Raw genomic sequence first — 22,717 nt, 5'->3', positions numbered from 1 at the left:
GCTTGCCGGTCATTTTCTATCTATTCATATGAATGGCCGTGAAGCGGAGCAATGTGCGGAAGCAGCTGCTGCACGTCGGTCCTGTCGAATTGGCCGTCACCGGTCACATCAAGCTGACCATAAGGGGATATCAAGTATTGGATGATTTCATTCACCTGGATGCCGTCCTGCGAGTGGTCGAATGATTGGATTCTATAGAGCGCCTGCTCCAGTGCGGTTCCATACACATGTGAAAACCGAATCGGCGCATTCGTCTCGCCGTTCGAGCCGGTCACCGCGCCGGCTAGGATATTGAACAAGAGTTGGTCCGTCGGATTCGGCTGCTCGCTGATCGTCAAGTTGACCTCGGCAGCACCTTCGGCGTATACAATTCCCGTTACGGTGAGCGGGGTATTCCCATTGTAGATTTGATAATAGGTCACATCCGTCACCGCGTTAAGCAGCGGGTCTGAGAACGTCAGCTTGACCTGCGTTCCTTCCATTTCCCAACGTTCGAGTATTGGTGCATATGCCCGGGACACATAGATGGTATAGAGACGTGTCGTTATCCCATCCTCCGCGGTGACCAGGACACGGATCACATTCGGAGTATCCGGCAGTAAATATAACGGATCGCTGTCCGTTCCGGATTGCACGGGTGAATATTCCCCGTTATTCAAGCTGACCCGGATCGAAGCATCCGGATTGTCCGCCGACAGCACGGGGCGCACCGTCAATGAAGAAGCCGATTGTCCGACAGTAATGGAATACGCCGACGTTTGCTCGGCGAATTGGAGATTGCCCGAGGATGCGGTTAGACCGCTCAAAGAGTTCCCCGAAGGGGTTCTGCGTTTTACGGTAATCGTGTACTGCTTCCTGATGCTCGTATCTTCCGCCCAAACTTCCACCAGAATCGTATTCGTTCCCTCCTCCAAGGGAAGACTCATGCCGTACCCGCTAGTTACGGGGATGAAGTTGGGATTGGTTATGTTCTTCATTCGGATATAAGCCCCTGCCGGATCAACAGCCGTAGGCGTGACGGTTATGCTAGAGGTGGAATAACTAACGTCCGCCATTGTATAATCCGGCTTGTCGCTGGAGAACTGCTCGTTTAAGTTACCTGGAGATACGGTTAAATTGCTTAGATGCGCTTCATTGTTCAACCGTTTCACCGTTATGGTGTAAACCTTGGAAGAGCCGTCTTGTGCTGTTACTTTCACAGAAATCACATTGCTGCCCACTTCCAGAGGCAATGGCGAGCTTGGAGAACCGCTGCTTACAGCGGCATAGGCTGCTTCGTTAGCTTTGACTTCCACCGTCGCATTCGGATGCGAAACCGTAGGCGTTAAAATGATTTGGTCAGCTGCATATGCCAGTTCGGGCAAATAATAGGCCGTTTGAGCGGGCTGAAAGGGATACGTCAACTCGTAATCCGTCACGGCCAGCATGCTTAAATTCGAATTCGTGCTCGGGGCTGAACGAGTGACATCAACCGTATAGGTCATGCTCTGAGTCGTGTCTTGCGAGCGAGTAACAACCGTAATGGTATTGCTGCCAACATCCAATGGGATCGGAGCGGTTGCCGTTCCGCTGGATACAGCGATACCGTTTACTTCCATCGTGGCAGCCTGGTCCTTCAGTACGCTTGTCAGAGCGACATGGCTGGTCGAATAAGGAACCGTCGCCGAGTAGGACGTGCCGGCGGATTGGAAGGGAGGGCTCAGTGTGCCTTGATCTAGGGATAGCGTGAATAATTCGGCATCGTCCGCCTGCGGATAGTAGATGTGAATGGTGTACGTTTTGGTTGTCGTACCGTCCGTTGCCGTCACTTGCACCTGCATCGTATTATCACCGCGATTGGTAGAGAGGTAGCCGGTAGAGACGTTGTAACCGATCGGTGTCCAAGCGCTGCCATTCATCGAGTAGGCGATTGAAGCAGAAGAATTGGATGAAATGAATGCCGTGTAATAGTTCGGATCCGTGCTGCGCATGCGCACCCAATATTCCGTAACGCCGGAAGAAAAGCCCGGCGACAGGCTTCCCGAGCCTTGATAAATACTTTGTAAATCCGCATTGGAATCACCGTTCGCTCGCGCCTGCCAAGGAATGACGAGCATAACGATGATGAGTGTCAAACTTGTTATCAACCATCTTGCAGCTTTCACAAATTCCCTCCTGATCGTTCAGTTTCTGTTTGGCGAATAATGTTGTTTATTGTCTAATTATAGCATAGAAACGGGTAATTTTTGGTAGAAATTTTGAAGGAGAGGAGACCGCCCGCGACCCGCAGGCGTCGTAACCGGCGTTGCCCTCATGAACAAGAGCGATAGGCTGGCATGTCGTGGCCTTGCGCTCTGTTGCTGCAGCGCAGCTTCTAGGCAACCCTGTTTGTTCCTACGCAAAGATGCTCGCCCCACATATACCTTGTTCATACTTAATGCTAATGGTTATAATGGGTTAACTACCCATGTTAAGGAGTCGTCTGTCATGGAAAATGCGAATCGGATTCTCATCGGCGTGCTTGGATCGCAAGATTTGGTTAACCAGGTGCTGCATGTCATTACCTCGTCATTTCCTTCCCTTCATCCGGTTGCCCGGATTTGTTCGGAGGAAGAAGCGCCGGCTGCGGCGGAGGCTCTGCTGGATCAGGTCGAGGCGCTGCTCGTTACCGGACCGGCTTTGTACCGGAGAGTCAAAGACCAGGTGATCACGCACCTGCCGGTACACGCGGTTCCGTTAACGGATACGGGCTTCATCAGTGCGCTGTACCGGCTCCAGAAGCGGGTGCAGCCCGGGCGAAGCGAGGCGGCGTACAGCATCGACTCGTTCTCCACTTCGGCTGTCGGGCGCATCGCCGCAGACATTGGGGAATCGCCCGGCGCTTTTCGCGTTTATGACGGTCCGCCTTATCCGCCGGCAGAGGAGCTGGTCCGTTATCATGCGGAGGCTTTCCTAAGCGGTGTGTCGCAGGGAGCTTTGACGACGGAGAGCGAGGTTGCCGCCAAGCTTGGCGAGCGGGGAATTCCATGCGAATGGATTAAGCCGACGGATCAAAATATAACCGTTGTCCTGGAGCGCGCACTGCTCTCCACGGAAACAAGGCGCAGCAAGGAAGCGCAAATTCTGGTCGGCATGCTGAATGTGGACGACTTCGGCAGAAGGCTCCGGTTCAAAGGATCCGAGCATGATATTCAGCGCTTTAAGCTGGACATTCATCGGATGCTGATCGACTATGTCGAATCGCTGGACGGCTATTTGACCCCTCTTGGCGGGGATGAGTATTTGTTTTTTACGACTCGGGGCATCTTTGAGCGGGAAACCGTCGGTTACAAAACGGTTCCTCTGGCCCGGGAGATTTGGAAGTCGCTCGGGCTGTCGTTAAGCATGGGCATCGGCTTTGGACGCAGTGCGAATGAGGCGGGGACGCATGCCCGCTTGGCGCTGCGCCGCTGCAAGGAGGCCGGCGGCAACACTTGTTTCATCGTGCGCGAGGACAAAACGCTGATCGGTCCGCTGGAGATGGCGGACTCGCTGAGCCGCGATTTGTCGATGACGGATCCCGCGCTGCTGCGGAAAGCCGAAGAAGCGGGGATGACTTCCGCTTACTTGAGCAGGCTGCTGGCTACGGTCGCGCGAACGAGCAAGCTGGAATACGAGGTGCACGATTTGGCGGCGATTCTCGGCATTACCGTTCGCAGCACGCACCGGCTGCTGCTGCAGTGGATGGATCATGACCTTATCACGATAGCGGGATCGGTCAAAGTGCCCAAAGGCCGGCCCAAGCAGCTGTTCCGGCTGTCCTTTCTGGAGGACGTGTGACGGGTCGCACCTATGCGAAGTTTCGGGAGGGGCTTGTTGTTGTGCCCCTGAAATCGCACGCATTCTAACGGTCACAGGAGCCGTTATTCTCATGAAAGCCGAGGTGTGCTGATTCTAACGGACACCCAAGGCTTTATTTGCCGATTTCGCAGCCAAAATCGAGTGAAAACAGGCGAATAACGGCACTGGTGTCCGTTAGAATTCCCAACAGTCGCAAGATCATCGAATAACGGCCGCTGTGTCCGTTAGCTAGTCTACTAGTGTGCCGTCACCCGCCAAGAGTGCCTTATCCCCGCCGGTATCCGAATTTCCACCCAAAGTAGCTTATCGCGCCAGTATATAGATTCTGGCATGGCAGCTGCCTGCTCCATAAGCCGTTAGTTCATGCAGCACGCATTCTAACGGACACGGGAGCCGTTATTCTCGTGAAAACCGTGGTGTGCCGATTCTAACGGACACCCAAGGCTTTATTTGCCGATTTCGCAGCCAAAATCGAGTGAAAACAGGTGAATAGCGGCACTAGTGTCCGTTAGAATTCCCAAATGTCGCAAGATCATCGAATAACGGCCGCTGTGTCCGTTAGCTAGTTTACTAGTGTGCCGTCACCCGCCAAGAGTGCCTTATCCCCGCCGGTATCCGAATTTCCACCCAAAGTAGCTTATCGCGCCAGTATTCTGTTCCGCCCCGTGTGCCAACACCCGCCAATAGTGCCGTCACCCGCTAGTATCCAATCGCCGCAAATAGTGTCGTACCCCACCAGTAACCAGTCTACCAAGAGTCCATTTAAAGACAATTAAAAGATTTGTCTTTTATATAAAACCCACTGTATACTTGCCTCATTACCACCAATTGGTTATGACGAGAGGGGAATGCAAGGATGCGAACACTGCAGGAACTGGACGAAGTTATGGCGAAGCCGTCGCCGGCATTAATCGCTTTTATGCAGGAGCTGCAAGGGGATATCATGCTGCTGGGCGTCGGCGGGAAAATGGGGCCGAGTCTCGCCAAGCTGGCGATGAACGCCATTGCGGCAGCAGGCGTGAACAAAACCGTATACGGCGTATCGCGCTTCTCGGAACCCGGATTAAAAGACGAGCTGCAGGCGCTAGGCGTTCAGACCATTGCCTGCGATCTGCTTGACGATCAAGCGCTGCAGGAGCTGCCCGAAGTCCGGAATGTTATCTATATGGCCGGAACGAAGTTCGGAACGACGGGCAAGGAACATTTCACCTGGACCATGAACGCGTATTTGCCGGGACGCGTTGCCGAGAAATTCCGCGACTCGCGCATCGTTGTCTTCTCGACAGGCAATGTGTACCCCTTCACGCCCGTCGCTTACGGCGGCGCTCATGAAGGCGTAGCCCCGGCCCCGGTCGGCGAATACGGCCAATCATGTCTGGGGCGTGAGCGCGTGTTCGAGCACTTTAGTCACAAGAATGGCACTCCAGTGCTGATATACCGGCTCAATTATGCCATTGACTTGCGGTACGGCGTGCTGCTAGAAATCGCCAAATCTATTCGAGATGGACGCGCTATCGACCTATCCATGGGCCATTTCAACTGCATATGGCAAGGAGATGCCAATGAGATTGCGCTTCGATCCCTGGATGCGGCGCAGAGCCCGGCCAATTTCTTGAACGTCACCGGACCGGAAACGATTTCGGTTAAATATGCAGCCCAGCAGCTCGGCCTCAGACTAGGCATCGAGCCTGTATTCAAAGGCGAAGAGTCGTCTACGGCGCTCCTGAGTAACGCGTCCAAGAACATGCAGCTCCACGGATATCCGCGGGTCTCGCTTCTGCAAATGTTCGACTGGGTGGCGGAATGGGTGCAGCACGGCGGAGCGACCATCAATAAGCCGACGCATTTTCAGGAAAGAGAGGGGAAATTCTGATGGCGACGACTCGGCGGGAGCTAACCGTGCAGCAGGAAGCTGCGCTTCATGACGGTCTGGTTATTCCGGCACATCCGCTTGCATTGGGGGCCGACAGGCTGCTGGACGAACGAAGCCAACGGGCGTTGACCCGTTATTATATCGCGAGCGGGGCAGGCGGCATCGCCGTAGGGGTTCATTCCACGCAATTTGAAATTCGCGATCCGAAGCATCGTTTGCTGGAGAAGGTGCTGGGCATGGCGGCTGAAGAAGTGAAACGAGCTGCATTGGCGAGACCTTTTATCCAAGTAGCGGGCATTTGCGGCCCTACGGAGCAGGCGTTGTACGAAGCGGATTTGGCGGTGGGGCTGGGCTACGACGCAGGCCTGCTGTCGATGGGCGGTCTCGGCGGGTGGAGCGAGGCTCAAATTCTAGAGCGCACGGCGAGGGTCGCAGAGCGCATGCCGGTAATCGGCTTTTACTTGCAGCCGTCGGTCGGGGGCAAGGTGTTCAGTTTTGATTTCTGGCAAGCGTTTGCCAATATTCCCGGCATCATCGCGATCAAAATCGCGCCGTTCAATCGCTATCAGACGATTGATGTGGCCCGTGCCGTCTGCTATTCGGACCGTCGCGACAAAATCGCGCTGTACACAGGCAACGACGATAATATCGTGAATGACTTGCTAACCGTATTCCGATTCCAGGTCGACGGCCAGCCGGTTGAGAAAAGAATTGCCGGAGGCTTGCTAGGTCATTGGGCGGTTTGGACGAAAAAAGCGGTAGAGCTGCTGGATGAGATCAAACAAGCGAGGAAAAACGAACGGATAGCGCTGGATTGGTTCACGCGCAACATCGAAGTTACGGATACGAACGCGGCTTTCTTTGATCCGGCTCACGCGTTCGCGGGCTGCATCCCCGGCATTCATGAGGTGCTGCGGCGTCAGGGACTGATGCAAGGCACGTGGTGCCTCAATCCGCATGAACAGCTGTCCCCGGGGCAAGTGGAAGAGATCGACCGGATGTATCGCGACTACCCGCATTTGAACGATGATGCCTTCGTGCAAACCCATTTGGCTAACTGGTTGTCCGAATAGACGAGGTTGCTCCTGCTGCTGCAGGGGCTTTTTTTTCTGTCTAACACACGGATCCCTTCTTTCATACTTTGTTTATGGATAATAATGGCTGTTGTCGAAATTTGGAGGAATGCGCTTCCTATACATAGAAACTCTAACACTCGATATAAATACCTTCAGATATTAATAAGGAAGCGTGTGAGTATGTCACTTCGCCGTAAATTCATGCTGTATGTTGGAGTTGTCGCCCTCGTGCTGATGGGGATCCTCTATACCATTTCCGACAGAATGATGCTTCGTAACTATTTGATGATGGAGCGGGAATACTCCCTTGAAGGGATGAAAAGGGCGCTGATCGCTTTATCGGACGAGTATACGAATCTTGGAGCTATGACCATCAATTATTCAGGCTGGGACGAAACGTATCAATTTATCCAAAAGGAAACGCCCTCCGATATGAACGATCCTTATTTGGCAGCCAATTATCCGGATGCTCTGTTTACTTCCAGCCGGCTCAACCTTGCGGTGCTGTTGAATAATCAGAAGCAAGTCTATTTTGCCAAAGCGTATGATTTCGGCGGGAATAGGAGACTGCCAAATACGGATACATACATACAAACTTTACAGAAAGAATATGCTTCTTTCCTAACCCATTCGGATATCAATTCGCGCAAAGAAGGCTTGGTCGTGATTGACCATAAGCCGATGATTGCCGCTTCCTATCCGATCTTGACGAGCGATAACGCGGGACCTGTCCGCGGGGCGCTGCTGTTTGCCCGGTTCCTGGACGACAGTTACATCCAGTATATTTCGGCCAAAGCGGATATTCCCTTGACGTACACATTAGTGGAACCTTTGTTCAAAGTTCCTTCTTCTAGTACGACCGTGAACATCCGGATGTATCAGAACATTCCATTTTGGACGGCAACCGAAGGGGATGCAATGAAGAGCTATGCTTTATTAAGCGACATTGAGGGCAAACCTGCTGTTTTACTGGCTTATTCAGTTCCAAGAGAGCTCTATATGCAAGCGCGCAAAAACACGCAGTTTTTTTTGATTTTCCTTACCTTATCCGGAATTGCCCTATTCATCGTTGCAATGGCTCTGTTGGAACACAATATATTCATTCGACTCAGCCGGGTGATCGGCGGTATGAAAAAGATTGAAATGGACAAGGATTTTTCCATCCGCATACGGGTCTCCGGCAACGATGAAATTTCGCAGCTTGAGAAGTCTATGAATCATATGATGTCGTCCTTGGAGCATGCGCAATCGGAAATTCAGTATCAAGCCCATCACGATGTGTTGACAGGCTTGGCGAACCGCAAAGCGTTCTATCTTCAGCTTGAGCAGCTGATTGGCACTTCTAAGGGGACAAGTTCGCAGTTCGCTGTGCTGTTCATTGATTTGGACGGTTTCAAAACAATTAATGATACGATGGGGCATAGTGTCGGTGACTTGCTTCTAATTCAAGTTGCTCGGCGCCTGAGGGCTTGCGTGAAGGATAGCGAAAGGCTGTGCCGCTTGGGCGGCGACGAGTTCTGCATCATTTCGGTTTCCACGGAAATCGAGCAGCTGGCGGCCGGTTTGAAGGAGTGTCTGCACAACCCGTTCCTGATACAGGGCCAACATGTCGTTATTTCTGCCAGTATTGGAATTAGTCTATATCCAGATCATGGAACTACGGCCGAGCAATTGCTGAAGCAATCCGATACGGCCATGCTGGACGTGAAGGAATCCGGCAAGAACAATTACCAATGGTATTCCGCGGCGTTCGAATCGCCGCGGGCCCGCAAATCGCTGCTCGAAAGGCAGCTGAAGAGTGCGCTGGAGCTTGGAGAGTTTCGGCTGGTTTACCAGCCGAAGTGGGAACCGGAGCGCAAAAAAATAACGGGAGCAGAGGCGCTGCTGCGTTGGAATAACCCGGTACTTGGGCAGGTATCTCCTGCTGAATTTATCCCGATTGTGGAATCGTCCGGCATGATTCATGAAGTCGGTGAATGGATCATGCGTGAGGCTTGCCGGCAGTTCAAGAGATGGGAGCATGAGCAGCAGCATGTATGCATACGGATCGCGATCAACATTTCCGGCGCCCAACTGCTTCACCCCCACTTTCTGGCGTGTATCCAGAATGTGTTTGAAGAAGAGGGGGTACAGCCGTTTCATTTTGAATTGGAGGTAACGGAGAGCGTGGCCATCGGTATGGTCGAGCGCGTGATCGATGTGTTCGGCAAGCTGCGGTCCATGGGCTTTCTTATTTCGCTCGATGATTTCGGGGCGGGTTATTCTTCCATGAAATATTTGTGCATGCTGCCCGTACAATGCATGAAATTGGACAAAACATTAATCGATCGCGTGAATCACGACGAACGCAGTCAAGTGATTGTTTCTACGCTTATCCTGATGGCGCATCAGCTCGGGCTGTTTGTCGTCGCTGAGGGCGTCGAGCAGCCGGAGCAGCTTCAACTGCTGCAAAGGTATCATTGCGATCAAATTCAGGGCTATCTGATCAGCAGGCCGCTTGAAGCGGATCAATTGATGAAGATGCTGGTCGGCGCCTCCCATGCATAGAATTCCATTTTTAGATAACATTATGGAATAGATGATTGGATGGGGTGATCAACTTGCGGCAAAATCTGATCAAACAGATTCTTGTTTTCGTGTTGATAGCTCCTTTGCTTGGAGGCTGCTGGGACCGGTTGGAAATCGAAGATCGTGCCGTCGTTCTGGCGATCGGGATCGATGAGGCGAAGCCTGGCGATGAGAAGGAGAGCAGCAATGCTACGCATATCCGGAAACAGGATGAAGGCGCGAATAGGGATCTCATTCGAATAACGGTGCAAATTGCCGTTCCGGGACGCATTCCATTAGGAACGGGCAGCGATGGCGGCAATCCGTCCAAACAGAAACCGGTTTGGGTGCTGGGCAGCGTCGGCCATACGGTTGATGATGCGCTGATGAATCTCCAGCAGCAGCTTTCGCATCGTTTATTTTACGGACATTTGCGGGTTATTGTACTCTCGGAAGCCGTAGCCAAGAGGGGAATTCAGAACGAGAACGATTTCTTTCGCCGGCAGCCGCAAGTTCGAAGAACGGTCTGGATGGTCGTATCCAAAGGGCTTGCGATTGATATATTGAACGCCACACCGCAATTAGAGCGAGTTCCTACTTTGTATTTGTTGGCGACTTTGGAGCATGCAAGAGAAATGGGGAAGCTGCCGAACATTTTCCTGGGTGTGTTTTTAAGTGCCAGTTCGGCCAAAGGCCAGGAAGGAATAATTCCTTATTTGGAACTTAAGAAGGAATCGAATATCGAAATCGCCGGGCTGGCTTATTTCAGGAACGACAAAATGGTAGGCTCCTCAACGGCGCTGCAAATCGGCCAGTATATGGCGGTCAAAGAGATTAACCCAAGCGGATATAGCATTCTTCAACAAATGCCCGACTCCGAAACTTTGGTCGTTTACCAAACCACGCACCGGAAATCCAAAATAACGACGAAGATCAGGAACGGTAAGGTACATGCGATCATCAAATGCCAAGTCGAAGGGAATTTAAAGGAAAAGTCGAACGAAGAAATACTTATCACGAAGGAAAATATGAAGAAGCTGGAGGAAAAAATTAAAAAGGACGCAGAGTCGGGGATTCGAGCGTTCATCCAGCAAACACAGCACGATGGCTGCGATATTTTTGGCTTCGGAGAATATGTACGCGCCAAGCAGTCTGCATACTGGAATAAGCAAATCAGAACGAAGGAAGCCTGGGAAGCGGCTTATAAAGAAATGTCCTTCGAAGTCTCGATGGAGACCAAGATCAGAAGGATCGGAACGAAAACCAAGTAGGCAGTTCATTTGCCGCTGCGAATTGGAAAGCCCGCCAAGTAATGGCGGGCTTTTCTATGCTATTTCGCAAAAAATGAAGCTCGATTCATGAAAATTTCCTGAATGCTTTCAATGATGGGTCCATTCTCCTCCGATTTGCGTTTCGCCTCGATCCACTCGGGATCTTGCCGGAAGGCGTCCCACTGCCGCTGACGTTCGTCCTTGTCCGTATATTCCAATACATAATACAGCTTCGAAAGCCCTGTTTGATCGATCCAGAACTCGGTGACGTTCATCCCCAGCCGTTCAAAAATCCGGAGTGTATGCTCGCTGAACCGTTGTTGAATGGCCTCCATTTTACCCTCATGCATCGTATAAATGCGCAGTTCATATAGCAACGTCATTCCCTCGCTTTCGTTCTTACTGAATAGTAGGAGTGCTCGTTCTCACAGTAGCATGAAGTTGAAGGAGAAGGCAAGACGGTGCCGGGAAAAAGTGCCGATGACGCAAATAAACGCAACGCGGCGAATATCTATGGATATAAAGGGGGAACACGTCCATGACTTTTGACGGAAATCGCTATCGGACAGAACAGCCGATTCAAACGATGATGAACGGGATGTTGGCGAGGGGGACGGATCTGACCCTCGGGCGGGAGGTTCTTCTCTATACCTATCAAGAAACCGATGAGTTGGCGCATCATGAAGCTTTGCGCTGGCTGGCCAAAGCGTGCCGGATATCCGGTGCGCACCTCATGCGCATGGTTGAGGCGGGAGCGGAGGCAGGTCATATAATCGTTGTTCTGCAGGCGGAAACAGGAAGTCCGCTGCAGGAACGGTTAATCGATCTGGATATTACCGGCCGGAAGGCGCTTGAATATGTCCGCGAGCTCGCCAAAGGCATTCGGGAAAGCCGCCGCAACCGGCTGCCGGAATGCTCCGTCGATGCAGGTAATTTGTGGCTGGATCATAGCGGCCGGATGCGGATCCTGAATTACTGGTCGGAAGGCAAGCACGGCCGGCGCGGTGTCCCGGGATTGGCGCTGCTGCTATACCAGCTGGGCGCCAGAACGGATATCCCGACATCATCGCTCAGCGCCTACGCCTTCGAGATGAACCGGCTGTTTGCGGATATGCCGGTTGAGACGCGGGAACGTGCTGTGACGCTAGCCTGCAGGGCGTATGAAGGAGAATGCACGCTGGCCGATTTCCAAGCGGAGCTGGAAGCTTTGCTCGGCAGCCGCGAGGTGAAGAAGCCGGAGAGTGTGGTGGCGGCACCAGAAGGGAAGCGACCGGAGCCGGCGCCGCAGCCGCAGCCGCAGCCGCAGCCGCAGCCGCGCGCCCGCACTGCCGCGGCCAGCAAGAAGGCTGCTGACCGCTCAGCGTTACGGCTGCGCAGCCGGCAGCTTCTCGCCGGCGCCGGCTTCTGTGCGCTGATCGTGCTGCTCTGGCTAACGCTGCGACCGGGCCCGGCCTCTGTGAGCGGCGGCAATCCGCAGCCTTCCTTATCGGCGAATCGCGTGCCGGCGTCTCAGCTGCCGGCAGCAACGGCTGCGCCGTCGGCTGCGCAATCGGCCGCACCGACAGCCGCTCCGCCGGCTAATCCGACATCCCAGCCCGCGGCTGTGCAGACGGATGCGCCTCCAACCGACGGAGGCGTTCAAGTGCAAGCGGGCGTCGTCCCGGATTTGATCGCCCATACGAGGGAAGACGCTGAACGGATGGCGAAAGCCGCCGGGCTGCGCTACCAATTTTTCCTGGAGGCGAATGCCGCCGCCAAAGGGATTGTTTTCAAGCAGGACCTCACGCCGGGAGCTGCCGTCCGCCAGGGCGACCGCATCACGTTCTGGGTGAGCAAAGGGTTGTGAATATGATCAAAGCCGCTGAGCTGGAGATAATCGCTTTAGCGGCTTTTTTTGTTTGCGCGGGCGAATTGTGAGAATCTATATGAATTTTCGAATAGATTCATCGGGGTAAGAGGAAAAAAACGCAAATGTATACTATTTTTCATATAGATTTATATGATATTGCCCTCGCAACGCGAAATGTATATGAATTTTCGACCACAATGGTCTTCAAGGCGGCCGGGGTTCGTATTTTGCAGCACTCGCTAACAGCCAGCGAGGCCCTTATTGGTTGAGGGAGGCTTTGCGCAGCGGACACCAGTGCCCTTATATACGCAGGGGCCAACCCCCGTCTCTTTGTCCACCGGAAGCAGCCGGCATGTTGGTGGTTCTGTTCCATGATGTGCTTGACACATCCGCAAAGATGAAATAGGATTTAAATAAACATTTATGAGCATTAAATTAATCTAAATGAACATTCCGTATTCAAAAGCAAACAAAGCATTTGAAAGCTAGCTTATCTAGGGGGGATCGCCGATTGTTATCGCAAGACTCAATTTGGTATATTAGCGATTGGTCACTGACTTTCCGAATGATCTTATCCGTCGTACTCGGGGGGCTAATCGGTCTGGAGCGCGAGTGGAGCAATCATGCAGCGGGACTGCGCACGCATATTCTCGTCTGCGTCGGCTCCACGACGATCATGCTTTTGTCGGTTTACGGGTTCAACGAATTCGTTAACGAAGCGAATGTAAGGATCGATCCCGCCCGCTTGGCAGCGCAGGTGATCAGTGGCATCGGCTTCCTGGGCGCGGGTGCGATTATGCGCACGGGGGCAACGGTTTCAGGGCTGACGACAGCGGCTTCGATCTGGGTAGTCGCCGCCATCGGATTGTCTGTCGGTGCCGGATTTTATTACGTTTCGATTATGGCGGCTGTGCTCGTCTTGTTTAGCTTGTTTGTTCTCAATCATTGGGAGAAGTATTGGATGAGGAAACGGCGGAGCAAGGAATACGTGATCTGGGTAACGAGCAATACGGCGAAGTTAAATCATCTTTTTGATAAATTGGCGGAGCTGCAGGTGCAAATTCGTCATCTGCAAGTGATGAACGGTGAGGAAAGATCGGAGAGAGTGCGCGTTGTACCGGATCCGGAAACTTCCCTGAAACTTATCGTAACGGCTCGTAACGAAAAGCTGCTTGCAGATATAACAGATGCGTTAAATTCCCTCGAGGGTGTTCTCGCTATTGTTCCGAGCGTTCAACCTAATTACCTGGGAAATAATCCGTATGAACATGCATGGAAATCATCCTTACATTCCAAATGAATCAACCAGGGGGCAAGGTGCTTTTTCAATATGTATGAAAAAGAAAAGAAGTATGACAACCAGTGAACGACCTCAAGCCATGAGGCCAGGCGTTCACGGTGTAGTCATGCTTCTTTTTGCTGTAAATCAGTCCTGCAAGTCAGTAACAAAGCATGAAATACGCATAAAATTAATGCTTGACGCCGAATAAATCGTCGATATATACTCTAATCAAGCAATAACGAGCATTAATGAACTTATTAATGCATAAAATGAACATTAAAGAGCTTGAGAGATGAAGTTGGGAGGAATCGTACGTGGAACAGGCTGAAGGAAAACCGAATTACGTCCAATCTCGTGTGTACCGCCTCACCAAGCCCCATGTGGTGGAAGAGAAGGTTCTTGAGAAGGAAGTTCATGATTGGGAGGTCGTTGTGGAACCGTCGCTGGGCAGCGTCTGTCATGCAGATTTGCGCTATTACAGCGGTCAACGGCGAGCGGAAGCATTGGAACGCAAGCTCCCTATGGCGCTCATCCATGAGGGGATCGGAATCGTGAAGGCGAGCGCATCGCCGAATGTGAAAGTTGGCGAGCGGGTTGTTATCGTTCCGAATATTCAGGGTTATCTGCTGGATGGGGCGGACCGCCAGAGCTGCTGCGAATCGTGCAGAAGCGGCAAAGGAATGAACTATTGCGAACGCGGGCGCTTCTTGGGGAGCGGGACGGACGGCATCATGCAGAGCCGGCTGGTCATCCCGGCCGCAAGCGCGATCCCGATTCCCGATGAAGTGCCGGATGAGATTGCCGTGTTGACGGAGCTCAGTTCCGTATCCTATCAAGCGCTCAGCCATATTGCGGAGACGCTGAAGGAGGCGCGCGTTGTCGTGTTCGGAGACGGTCCGGTCGGATATTTGGCGGCGGCGATGCTTCATCATGTTTATGGAGTAAGCCAAGACCGGCTGACGGTGTTCGGCGCCGTTCCGGAGAAGCTGGCGCAGTTCGAATTTGCAACCTGCAGGCTGGTGCAGGATTACGACTTCTCCCAAGGCGGCAAATATGATGTCGCATTGGAATGCACCGGGGGCAAATTCTCAGAAAGCGCCATTAATCAAGCGATTGATGTTTTGAATCCCGGAGGTCATCTTATCCTAATGGGAGTCACCGAAGACAGGGTGCCCATTAATACGCGCGACGTTCTGGAGAAAGGCATCACAATGCGAGGCAGCAGCCGGAGCTCCATCCCTGATTTCATTCCCGTGCTGGAAGCGATGAAAGATGTGCGGTGCCAGGCGACTTTGAGAAAACTGCTGCCGAATGAACGGAAGTCAATCCAATCCTCTGAAGATTTCTCGCACGCCATGGAGTTTGCAGAAGCTAACAGGGGGTGGCAGAAGGTTTTATTGGACATCAAGTGGTGAATGGAAGCTCAGAAGCAGAAGCAATTCGAGTAATGACAAAAATAATGAATTGAAGTAAACTTATCTAAGCACAAAAGAAAGCGTTTACCACATAATTTTGAACATTATCGCGCAGGTATTACTCACGGACCCTAGTGGAAGGAGGATTCATTTGAACAAGATGAGGCTTTGGAGCAAGCTTCGCCCCTATGTTATGATTGCGCCGGCTATGGCAGGCATCTTAGTATTTGTGATTTACCCTATCTTGTATCTAGTGTACTTGAGCTTTTTCAAGTACAACATGCTGAACAAGGCGAAGAGCCGATTCATCGGACTGGATAATTTCGCCGAGATCTTCACGCGAGAAGACTTTTACAAGTCGTTGTGGAATACGTGCTTGTATACGGTCGGGGTCGTCGTGCTGACGTTGGCCTTATCCCTGATTATTGCCGTCTGGTTAAGCCATAGCAGCAAGTTTAATTCTCTCATCCAAGTCGGGATATTTACGCCTCATATTATTTCGATCGTCTCCATTGCGCTCGTTTGGCTTTGGATGATGGAGCCGAGTGTCGGCTATCTCAATTACATGTTGAAAGCGCTCGGTCTGCCTCCGTCTCAGTGGCTGCAGAGCTCGAGAACGGCGCTTGTCTCGGTTATTCTCGTTTCGGTATGGCACAGCATCGGCTATTATGCATTGATTATTATTGCGGCTATCCGGGGAATATCGAAGGAGATCCTTGAAGCGGCAGCCATTGACAACGCCAGTAAATTTCGTGTGCTTTTCTCCATCACGATTCCGATGATTTCGCCGCAGCTTTTTTTTATCCTGATTATTATGACGATCGGTTCCTTCAAGGTTTTTGATACGGTCCGAATTATGACAGGCGGCGGTCCTAATAAAGCTACCAACACGCTGGTCTACTACATTTATGAGTTCCGCACAACGAATATCGGGTATGCTTCAGCGACGGGTGTGGTATTGATGGCGGCAATTGGGCTATTGACCGTGCTGTACTTCCGATTACTGTCCAAAAAAGTCCATTATTCCTAATGGCAACTAGAGGATGAAAAAGGAGAGTCCGATTTGCCATGAAGCGAACCTTAAGCTTTATATTCAAAATTGCGCTTCTGCTCATTTTTATATTCCCGTTTCTATGGATGATATCGACCTCGCTTCAGTCTTACGATGAAATCATGACGTTCCCGCCGACGATGGTTCCGGCCATGCCGCAGTGGAACAATTTCTCGGACGCCATGGGCGCAGGGCCGTTCCTCACTTATACGAGGAACTCGGTCATCGTGACCGTTTCTGTCATCATCCTGCAAGTGATCGTGATGATTCCAGCCGCATATGCCTTTGCCAAGTACAATTTCCGCGGAAAAACCATCTTGTTCGGCATGGTGCTGCTGGCTTTCATGATTCCCGGCCAGGTTACATTCATTCCGGTCTATTTGATGCTGGCGGAGTGGGGGATGATCAAGACGCTGCTGCCGCAAATCCTACCATTCATGTCCAATGCATTCGGGATTTTCCTGCTGCGCCAATATTTCATGCAAGCGCCTGAGGAGATTATCGAGGCGGCCAGAATGGATAATGCCAGCGAGTTCCGGATTATGTGGAACATTCTGACGCCTATGGCGCTGCCCGCACTCGCGACGATCGTGTTGTTCAGTTTCGTCAGCCATTGGAACGATTACTTTTGGCCGCTCGTCATGACTGACTCCACCAGCGTTCGACCGCTGACCATCGGTATTTCCATGCTGAAGGAAACCGAGGGTGTCAGCAACTGGAATATTCTAATGGCTGCCAATGTTGTGCTGGTCATTCCTATTCTGATTGTATATGCGTTCTGTTCGAAATACATTGTCAAAGCGTTCGTCTACTCCGGCATTAAATAACTTGATTTAGGTATGACAATCTAATCCAAATGATGGAGGGGTAAGTACATGAAGAACAAATTTGGTAAATTAGTGGTATCCGCAGTCGCAATCACAAGCTTGCTTGCAGGATGTTCGTCCGGCGGAAGCGGCGGTTCTGAAGGGTCGGCGGCTCCGGGAACGGCTCCAGCTCCGGCGGCGAAGACTTCGTCCGAACCGGCCAAAGGCAAGGTTACGCTTCAATTCTGGCACTCTCTTGGCGGCAAAACAGGCGAATACATGACGGCGATGATCGATCGCTTCAATGCTTCCCATCCGAACATCGAAGTGGTCGGAACGTTTCAAGGCAATTATGATGAAACCGCTACCAAATTGCAGCAATCTATTGCAGCTAATACCGCACCGGATGTGACGATGCTGGAACGGGCTTATGTCGAGCAGTTTGCGGACGCCGACGTTTTGCAGGATCTCAATTCCTATATGAAAAATTCGAAGCTGAGCGCTGACGATTTCGTTCCTGGCTTGATGGGGCATTCCACATTTAACAATAAATTGGTATCCTTGCCGCTCAACCGCTCTACGCCAATTTTCTATATCAATAAGGATATGCTGGATGAGAAAGGGCTTGCCGTTCCGACAACATGGGACGAATTGAAGAAAGTGGCCAACGCGCTTGTGGTCAAGGAAGGCAGCGAGTACAAACGTTATGGCTTGACGATGGTTCACGATTCGTGGTATCCAATCGCTTTCATCACGCAAGCAGGCGGCAAATTTTTCAATGACCAAACAACCTCGCTCGGATTCATCGATAACGGCATCGGCAACAAAGTGTTCAGCTACTTGAAAGATATGCAAAGTACAGGAGCCTTGTACTACCCGCCTTCACAAAACTCCGGAAGCATCGTCAATCAGATGTTTACGGACGGGAAAGTCGGCATGATGTTTCAGTCCACAGGGGTCATGGGCTCGCTATCCAATGTCAAGTTCAAGATGGTAACCGCTTTCATGCCGAAGGATAAAGTAAACGCCGAGCCTACAGGCGGAGCCAATATTGCGATGACGTCCGGCTCCAAGAACAAGAATGCGGCATGGGAATTCATCAATTGGGTAGAAACCGATCCGCAAGGCGGCTTACAGTTCATCATCGATACCGGCTATCTGCCATTCACTAAGAAAATGGTTGAGACGAAACAGCTCCAGGATCTATGGACGAAAGAACCGAACCGCAAAGTCGCTTACGATCAACTGCAATTCGCGACCGATACGAACAAGAGTGTCGTATGGCCGGAAGTGATGAAAGAGTTCCATTCGGTGATGCAAGCGATTATGTACGACAGCAAGGATATCAATACTTCATTGGATGCTTTCAAGAAGGAATCGGAACGTATCTTGAAATCCAAATAATCGGAGGGACATATCCATGAAAGCCAAGTTGACGGGCAAGCAGGCCATTCAATGGCAGGCGCACCAAAATTCGAATTCGGAAGCGCCTGAGAACACGATGGCAGCGATGAATTACGCTTGGGAGCTGGGAGGGATTCCGGAGATCGATATCCGGCAAACGGCCGATGGCGTCATCATCGGTATGCATGATGCGACGCCGAAACGAACGACGGCTGTTCCCGAGGCTGAGCAAGACAGGCTGATCTCCGAACTTACGTTCGGGCAGATACGCCAGTGGGACGCCGGCGTCAAATTCGGGGAGCGGTTCCGCATGGAAAAGGTCCCTTCGCTGAACGAAGTATTGGCGGTTCTATCGCAGCACCCCGAGCGTCAGCTCTATCTGGACTTCAAACAGGTGGATCTGGAGGTGCTGGCTGCACAGATTCGGGAATCTGGCACAGCCGGACAAATTATTTTCGCTCACAACGATCATGAGAATTGCAAGACGATCAAACGGTTGATTCCCGGCATTCGCACGATGCTGTGGATTCCTGCGCGCTTCCCGGAAGCGGCCGTGAGCAAGTTCGCGGAGGTCCGCCAAACCGGGTTTGATTCGCTCGATATCGTTCAGCTTCATCTGCCGGACTTGGAGGACCTGGAGGACCTGGAGGAGCATCGGTCTTGGCGGTATAAACTGCCGAAGGCGTTCCTCGAGGAGGCACTCGGGCATTTGAGCGCTGCGGGGCTTCAATTGGAAGTGCTTCCGTTCCAATTGGAACGGAAAGATTTATTCGAATTGCTGGACATGGGGATTCGGCGTTATGCGGTTGACGAGCCGAGTGTGTTCGTTGAGCTGGTGAAGCAATATTTGGATTGCGAAGGAGAGGTCGAATAAGCCGATGAAAACAAATATGTGGATTGCAGGCATCGTGGCGTTGACACTGCTGGGATCTATCCATGGAACGGCAAGCGCGAAGCCTGCCAAATGGAATGCCAAAATGTTCGATTTGTCCGTTCAGGGGACGGAACTCATCCGGGACAAAACGCTGCAAAACGGAACCGTTCTGCAATCGTTTGCTTTCGATAACGTCAATGGGCACACGTATACCGTTCAATTGATGGCGGGCGGGCTAACGCTTCCGGGCGAAGCTGCACCTGTAAGCGGAGCGAACCGCAGCCTGAACGGCGACCTGGCGCTGACGCAGCTGGACGCCGACGGCAACAAAACCGGCTACATGTATTTGAAAGGATTCGGCCATGGCGTGCAGATCGGCCTCGAGACGGAGGACGGCGTCCCCTATCTATGGACGGAAACCAATTCCGTAGCGGAAGGAAAGGATGGCTGGGGGACGGTCATCACCAGATTCAAGTTCGAGAACGGTAAAATCTTGACCCCTCAGTCGCCGGAGCTTCAGAAGCATGTGCTCGTCCAGGGGGCGGACCGGACAACCGTCAATATCGATGCGGCGAACGAGTTGCTGACGATGCGGTACCGGAAGGACGGCGTATTTCACTTCGGCGTATACGCGTTGGAGGATGTCAAGCGGAACCGGTATGAACCGATTGCGGATGTAGTCCAGCCAAGTGTCGGCACGTTCCAGGGATTCGCCTCTTACGGACAATATTTGTACTTGTTGGAAGGCAGTTCATACGGCTCTTCCGGATCGGTTGAACCTGTCGGGAATACGTACATTACCACCGTGGATTTCAATACGGGCGAGGTTGTCGATAAACAGCTGATCACAGCGGGCAGCGATTTGTCCTTCAGAGAGCCGGAGGGGCTGGCCGTTCGTATACCTGACGTCAAGCATCCGCAGAAAGCGGAGCTCAGCGTAGGCTTTGCATCGGCGTTCACCCCCCTGCGGTTAGCCAACATGTTCACATTCGACCGTCTGCTTCCGGGTGAAGCGATACAGAACCGCGACGAGCCCAAGGCGGAATAGTGAAAAGTCGTAAGTTTTACTTGACCTTATAAAAAACTTATAATAATGTATAAGCAAAATTGAGCGGAAACGATCTATTTTGAACTTATGAGGGGTAGAATTGCGCAAAGAAGGAGGTGCCCTGTGCTAGCGGCTGAACGGAAATTTCGAATCGTCGAATATGTAAAAATTCATCGTGTTGCCACCATCGCCGAATTGGCGCAGGAATTTAACGTTCATGAGGCGACGATCCGCAGAGATCTCGAGGAGATCGAGCAGAAAGGGCTGGCCAAGAGGACGCATGGCGGCGTGACGATCGATCAATGGACGAATAATGAGCCGTCTTTCAACGAAAGAGCTGCCCACCACTTGGATCAGAAGGACCGGATCGGCAAAATGGCGGCAAGTCTCGTCGAGGATGGGGAACATATCATTATCGATTCCGGGACGACAACCTTGCATATTGCCAAGAATCTGGTTCAGCGCTCCAACATTACCGTCGTCACGAATGATATGAATGTTGCGACAGAGCTGAGAGACGCTCCCGGCATCAAAGTGATCGTTACCGGCGGCGAGCTTTATCCTTCCAGCTATATGCTAAACGGCATGTTCACCGATCATGTGCTCGGATCTCTGCATGTGCAGAAGGCGTTCATCGGCATACCGGTCATTCATCCCAAATATGGCCTTATGCATCCGGAAGCGCAGCTTGTGCCGACGAAGAAGGGGATGATCGAGGCTGCGGAGAAAATCATCGTCGTAGCGGACGACAGCAAAATCGGCAAAGTCTCCCTGCATACCGTCGCTCCGTGTACGTCCATCAATACCCTGATCACAGGCAGCGGGATTTCGGAGAGTGCGGTCCGGCAATTTCGCGATAGCGGAATGGATGTCATTACGGTTTGATTCATAAACAAGGCCCCTCTGTCGCGGCAGAGGGGCCTTGTTTAATTGTGCCGTAACGGACACCATGGCCGCTATTCGGGTGAAACCGGCCGTGTTTCAAATGTAACGGACACCGGAGCTCTTATTTGCCGGCTTTTATGGCAAAACGACGCCCGAATGGGCGATTAGCGGCTCCCGTGTCCGTTAGAATCTCATGCCGGCCTCGAACTGCCGAATAAGGTCCGCTGTGTCCGTTAGCCGGCCGGCCGAGGCGCGGCGGCTGCAGTGCGGCTTGGCAAGCGGCGGCACTGCGCCCGGCAGTAGCTACAAATTCGTTTGCTGCGCCAAGCTCATCTCCACACACATGAGAATAAAGGCGCCTGCGCCGTGCAAATCATTCTCGCTGGTAGGCCGAGCGATGTAGTGGGCGTAGTCTCCAATCCCTGTGCCGATGCAGATTTGGCCGATGACGACGTTGCCGTTCTCATCGAACTTCAACGTATCGATAACGCCTTGATAGCCTTTCCAGGCATATTGCAAATAGTTGACGTCGAGGTAGCCGAACCGCACGGCTTTGGCAATGGCATGTACGTAAAGAGCCGTACAGGAGTTTTCCAGCCAATTATCGGCCCGGTCGCCTTTGTCGACGACTTGATACCATAGGCCCGTGTCGGCATCTTGGTATTTCGTCAAGGCGATAAGCAGGTCTTGCAGGATGCTGACCAACTGCGCTTTGTCCTTATGGTTCTCGGGAAGGTATTCGAACATTTCCAGCAAGGCGACAGGATACCAGCCGATTGCGCGTCCCCAGAATTCCGGTGCCAACCCCGTCTCGGGGTCAGCCCACGAAGCCGCTTTGGTCTCGTCCCAACCGTGGTACAGCAATCCGGTCTTAGGGTCCTTCGTATGCTGCTCCATCAGAATCGCTTGGAACGTCATCATGTCGAAATATTCGCTTTCGCCGAACGTCTGGCCGAATTGGACGGCAATCGGGCCGGCCATATACAGACCGTCCAGCCACATTTGATTCGGATAATGCTCCTTATGCCAGAACCCGCCGGACGGATTTGTTTTCCAAGACTTGAGTAACGGCACCAGCGTATACAAAGCTTTTTTATACCGCTCGTCTCCCGTCTGCTCATACAGGTTATAGAGAAGTACACCGGGCTGGATATCGTCCAGCTCATCGGGCTTGTATTTTTTGATGCTGCCGTCGGCAAGGACTTGGCTGTCCACCCACCGCTTCAGATAGTCATAGTATTTCTCTTTCTTCGTTTCCTTCCAGCATTTCTCCATCCCTGAGAGGAACACACCCTGGTGATAGTGAAAACGGTCCGGCGGAAGCTGTTCCGGTTCGAATTTTGTCATGAGCGCCTCGCACGCTTTTTCCGCCCATTCTAGCGGAGTGAAAGCTTCGCGACCGATATTCTCGATTTTAAGATTGGATTGAGAAGAATTCATTTTGTACTCTCCTTTTCACTTGTATAAACCTTATCTTAGCAGAGGAATATGTACATTTTTTGCTTAAAACTCGGATT

Annotated in this window: 17 protein-coding genes; 14 read left to right on the top strand and 3 right to left on the bottom strand. The window is 52.0% G+C overall.

Annotated features, from left to right (window positions below; translation table 11 throughout):
• Positions 1–20: 20 nt before the first annotated feature.
• Positions 21–2,144, bottom strand: a complete 2,124-nt coding sequence (locus PUT07_RS19250) for a cadherin-like beta sandwich domain-containing protein (RefSeq protein WP_274469984.1) — start codon at positions 2,142–2,144, stop codon at positions 21–23.
• A gap of 322 nt (positions 2,145–2,466) precedes the next feature.
• Between PUT07_RS19250 and PUT07_RS19245 the strand changes: the two genes are divergently transcribed.
• From PUT07_RS19245 to PUT07_RS19225, 5 genes are all read left to right on the top strand, one after another.
• Positions 2,467–3,798 (top strand): hypothetical protein, encoded by a 1,332-nt coding sequence (locus PUT07_RS19245; protein WP_274469983.1) that lies wholly within the window; start codon positions 2,467–2,469, stop codon positions 3,796–3,798.
• An 877-nt stretch (positions 3,799–4,675) separates the two neighbouring features.
• A complete protein-coding gene (locus PUT07_RS19240; RefSeq protein WP_274469981.1) occupies positions 4,676–5,692 on the top strand; it encodes an NAD-dependent epimerase/dehydratase family protein in 1,017 nt (338 codons plus the stop codon).
• Positions 5,692–6,765, top strand: a complete 1,074-nt coding sequence (locus tag PUT07_RS19235; RefSeq protein WP_274469980.1) for a dihydrodipicolinate synthase family protein — start codon at positions 5,692–5,694, stop codon at positions 6,763–6,765. Before PUT07_RS19240 ends, PUT07_RS19235 begins: the two co-directional genes overlap by 1 nt.
• A gap of 183 nt (positions 6,766–6,948) precedes the next feature.
• Positions 6,949–9,315, top strand: coding sequence for a bifunctional diguanylate cyclase/phosphodiesterase (locus PUT07_RS19230; RefSeq protein ID WP_274469979.1), 2,367 nt, complete (start codon positions 6,949–6,951; stop codon positions 9,313–9,315).
• Positions 9,316–9,368: 53 nt separating this feature from the next.
• The gene (locus PUT07_RS19225; protein WP_274469978.1) at positions 9,369–10,586 is read left to right on the top strand and encodes a Ger(x)C family spore germination protein; all 1,218 of its coding nucleotides are present in this window, start codon (positions 9,369–9,371) and stop codon (positions 10,584–10,586) included.
• A gap of 59 nt (positions 10,587–10,645) precedes the next feature.
• Here the strand turns inward: PUT07_RS19225 and PUT07_RS19220 are convergent, their stop codons facing one another.
• Positions 10,646–10,969: an NIPSNAP family protein gene (locus PUT07_RS19220; protein ID WP_274469977.1), complete on the bottom strand. Its 324-nt coding sequence runs from the start codon at positions 10,967–10,969 to the stop codon at positions 10,646–10,648.
• Positions 10,970–11,124: 155 nt separating this feature from the next.
• Here PUT07_RS19220 and PUT07_RS19215 point away from each other — a divergent pair, with 155 nt between their 5' ends.
• The 9 genes from PUT07_RS19215 (at position 11,125) to PUT07_RS19175 (ending at position 21,200) form a co-directional block, all read left to right on the top strand.
• Positions 11,125–12,432, top strand: coding sequence for a PASTA domain-containing protein (locus tag PUT07_RS19215; RefSeq protein WP_274469976.1), 1,308 nt, complete (start codon positions 11,125–11,127; stop codon positions 12,430–12,432).
• A gap of 568 nt (positions 12,433–13,000) precedes the next feature.
• The gene (locus tag PUT07_RS19210; protein WP_274470885.1) at positions 13,001–13,735 is read left to right on the top strand and encodes an MgtC/SapB family protein; all 735 of its coding nucleotides are present in this window, start codon (positions 13,001–13,003) and stop codon (positions 13,733–13,735) included.
• A gap of 296 nt (positions 13,736–14,031) precedes the next feature.
• Positions 14,032–15,132 (top strand): alcohol dehydrogenase catalytic domain-containing protein, encoded by a 1,101-nt coding sequence (locus tag PUT07_RS19205; RefSeq protein WP_274469974.1) that lies wholly within the window; start codon positions 14,032–14,034, stop codon positions 15,130–15,132.
• A 151-nt stretch (positions 15,133–15,283) separates the two neighbouring features.
• Positions 15,284–16,162: a carbohydrate ABC transporter permease gene (locus tag PUT07_RS19200; RefSeq protein WP_274469973.1), complete on the top strand. Its 879-nt coding sequence runs from the start codon at positions 15,284–15,286 to the stop codon at positions 16,160–16,162.
• A 38-nt stretch (positions 16,163–16,200) separates the two neighbouring features.
• Entirely contained in the window at positions 16,201–17,010 is an 810-nt protein-coding gene (locus PUT07_RS19195) for a carbohydrate ABC transporter permease (RefSeq protein ID WP_274469972.1), read from the top strand.
• Between the two features lie 48 nt (positions 17,011–17,058).
• Positions 17,059–18,393 carry an ABC transporter substrate-binding protein gene (locus tag PUT07_RS19190; RefSeq protein ID WP_274469971.1) on the top strand — a complete coding sequence of 445 codons (1,335 nt, stop codon included), beginning with the start codon at positions 17,059–17,061 and terminating at the stop codon, positions 18,391–18,393.
• Positions 18,394–18,409: 16 nt separating this feature from the next.
• Entirely contained in the window at positions 18,410–19,267 is an 858-nt protein-coding gene (locus PUT07_RS19185; RefSeq protein ID WP_274469970.1) for a glycerophosphodiester phosphodiesterase family protein, read from the top strand.
• Between the two features lie 4 nt (positions 19,268–19,271).
• Positions 19,272–20,315: a phage baseplate protein gene (locus PUT07_RS19180; RefSeq protein WP_274469968.1), complete on the top strand. Its 1,044-nt coding sequence runs from the start codon at positions 19,272–19,274 to the stop codon at positions 20,313–20,315.
• Between the two features lie 123 nt (positions 20,316–20,438).
• Complete coding sequence (locus PUT07_RS19175) at positions 20,439–21,200, top strand: DeoR/GlpR family DNA-binding transcription regulator (protein ID WP_274469967.1); 762 nt, start codon at positions 20,439–20,441, stop codon at positions 21,198–21,200.
• A gap of 303 nt (positions 21,201–21,503) precedes the next feature.
• Here PUT07_RS19175 and PUT07_RS19170 read toward each other — a convergent pair whose 3' ends face one another.
• Positions 21,504–22,640 carry a glycoside hydrolase family 88/105 protein gene (locus PUT07_RS19170; protein WP_274469965.1) on the bottom strand — a complete coding sequence of 379 codons (1,137 nt, stop codon included), beginning with the start codon at positions 22,638–22,640 and terminating at the stop codon, positions 21,504–21,506.
• Positions 22,641–22,717 lie beyond the last annotated feature (77 nt).

It is taken from the genome of Paenibacillus sp. MAHUQ-63 (assembly GCF_028765165.1).
Lineage (GTDB): Bacteria > Bacillota > Bacilli > Paenibacillales > NBRC-103111 > Paenibacillus_E.
The sequence above is the reverse complement of the archived record's forward strand: the minus strand, read 5'-3'. Positions and strand labels throughout refer to the sequence as shown.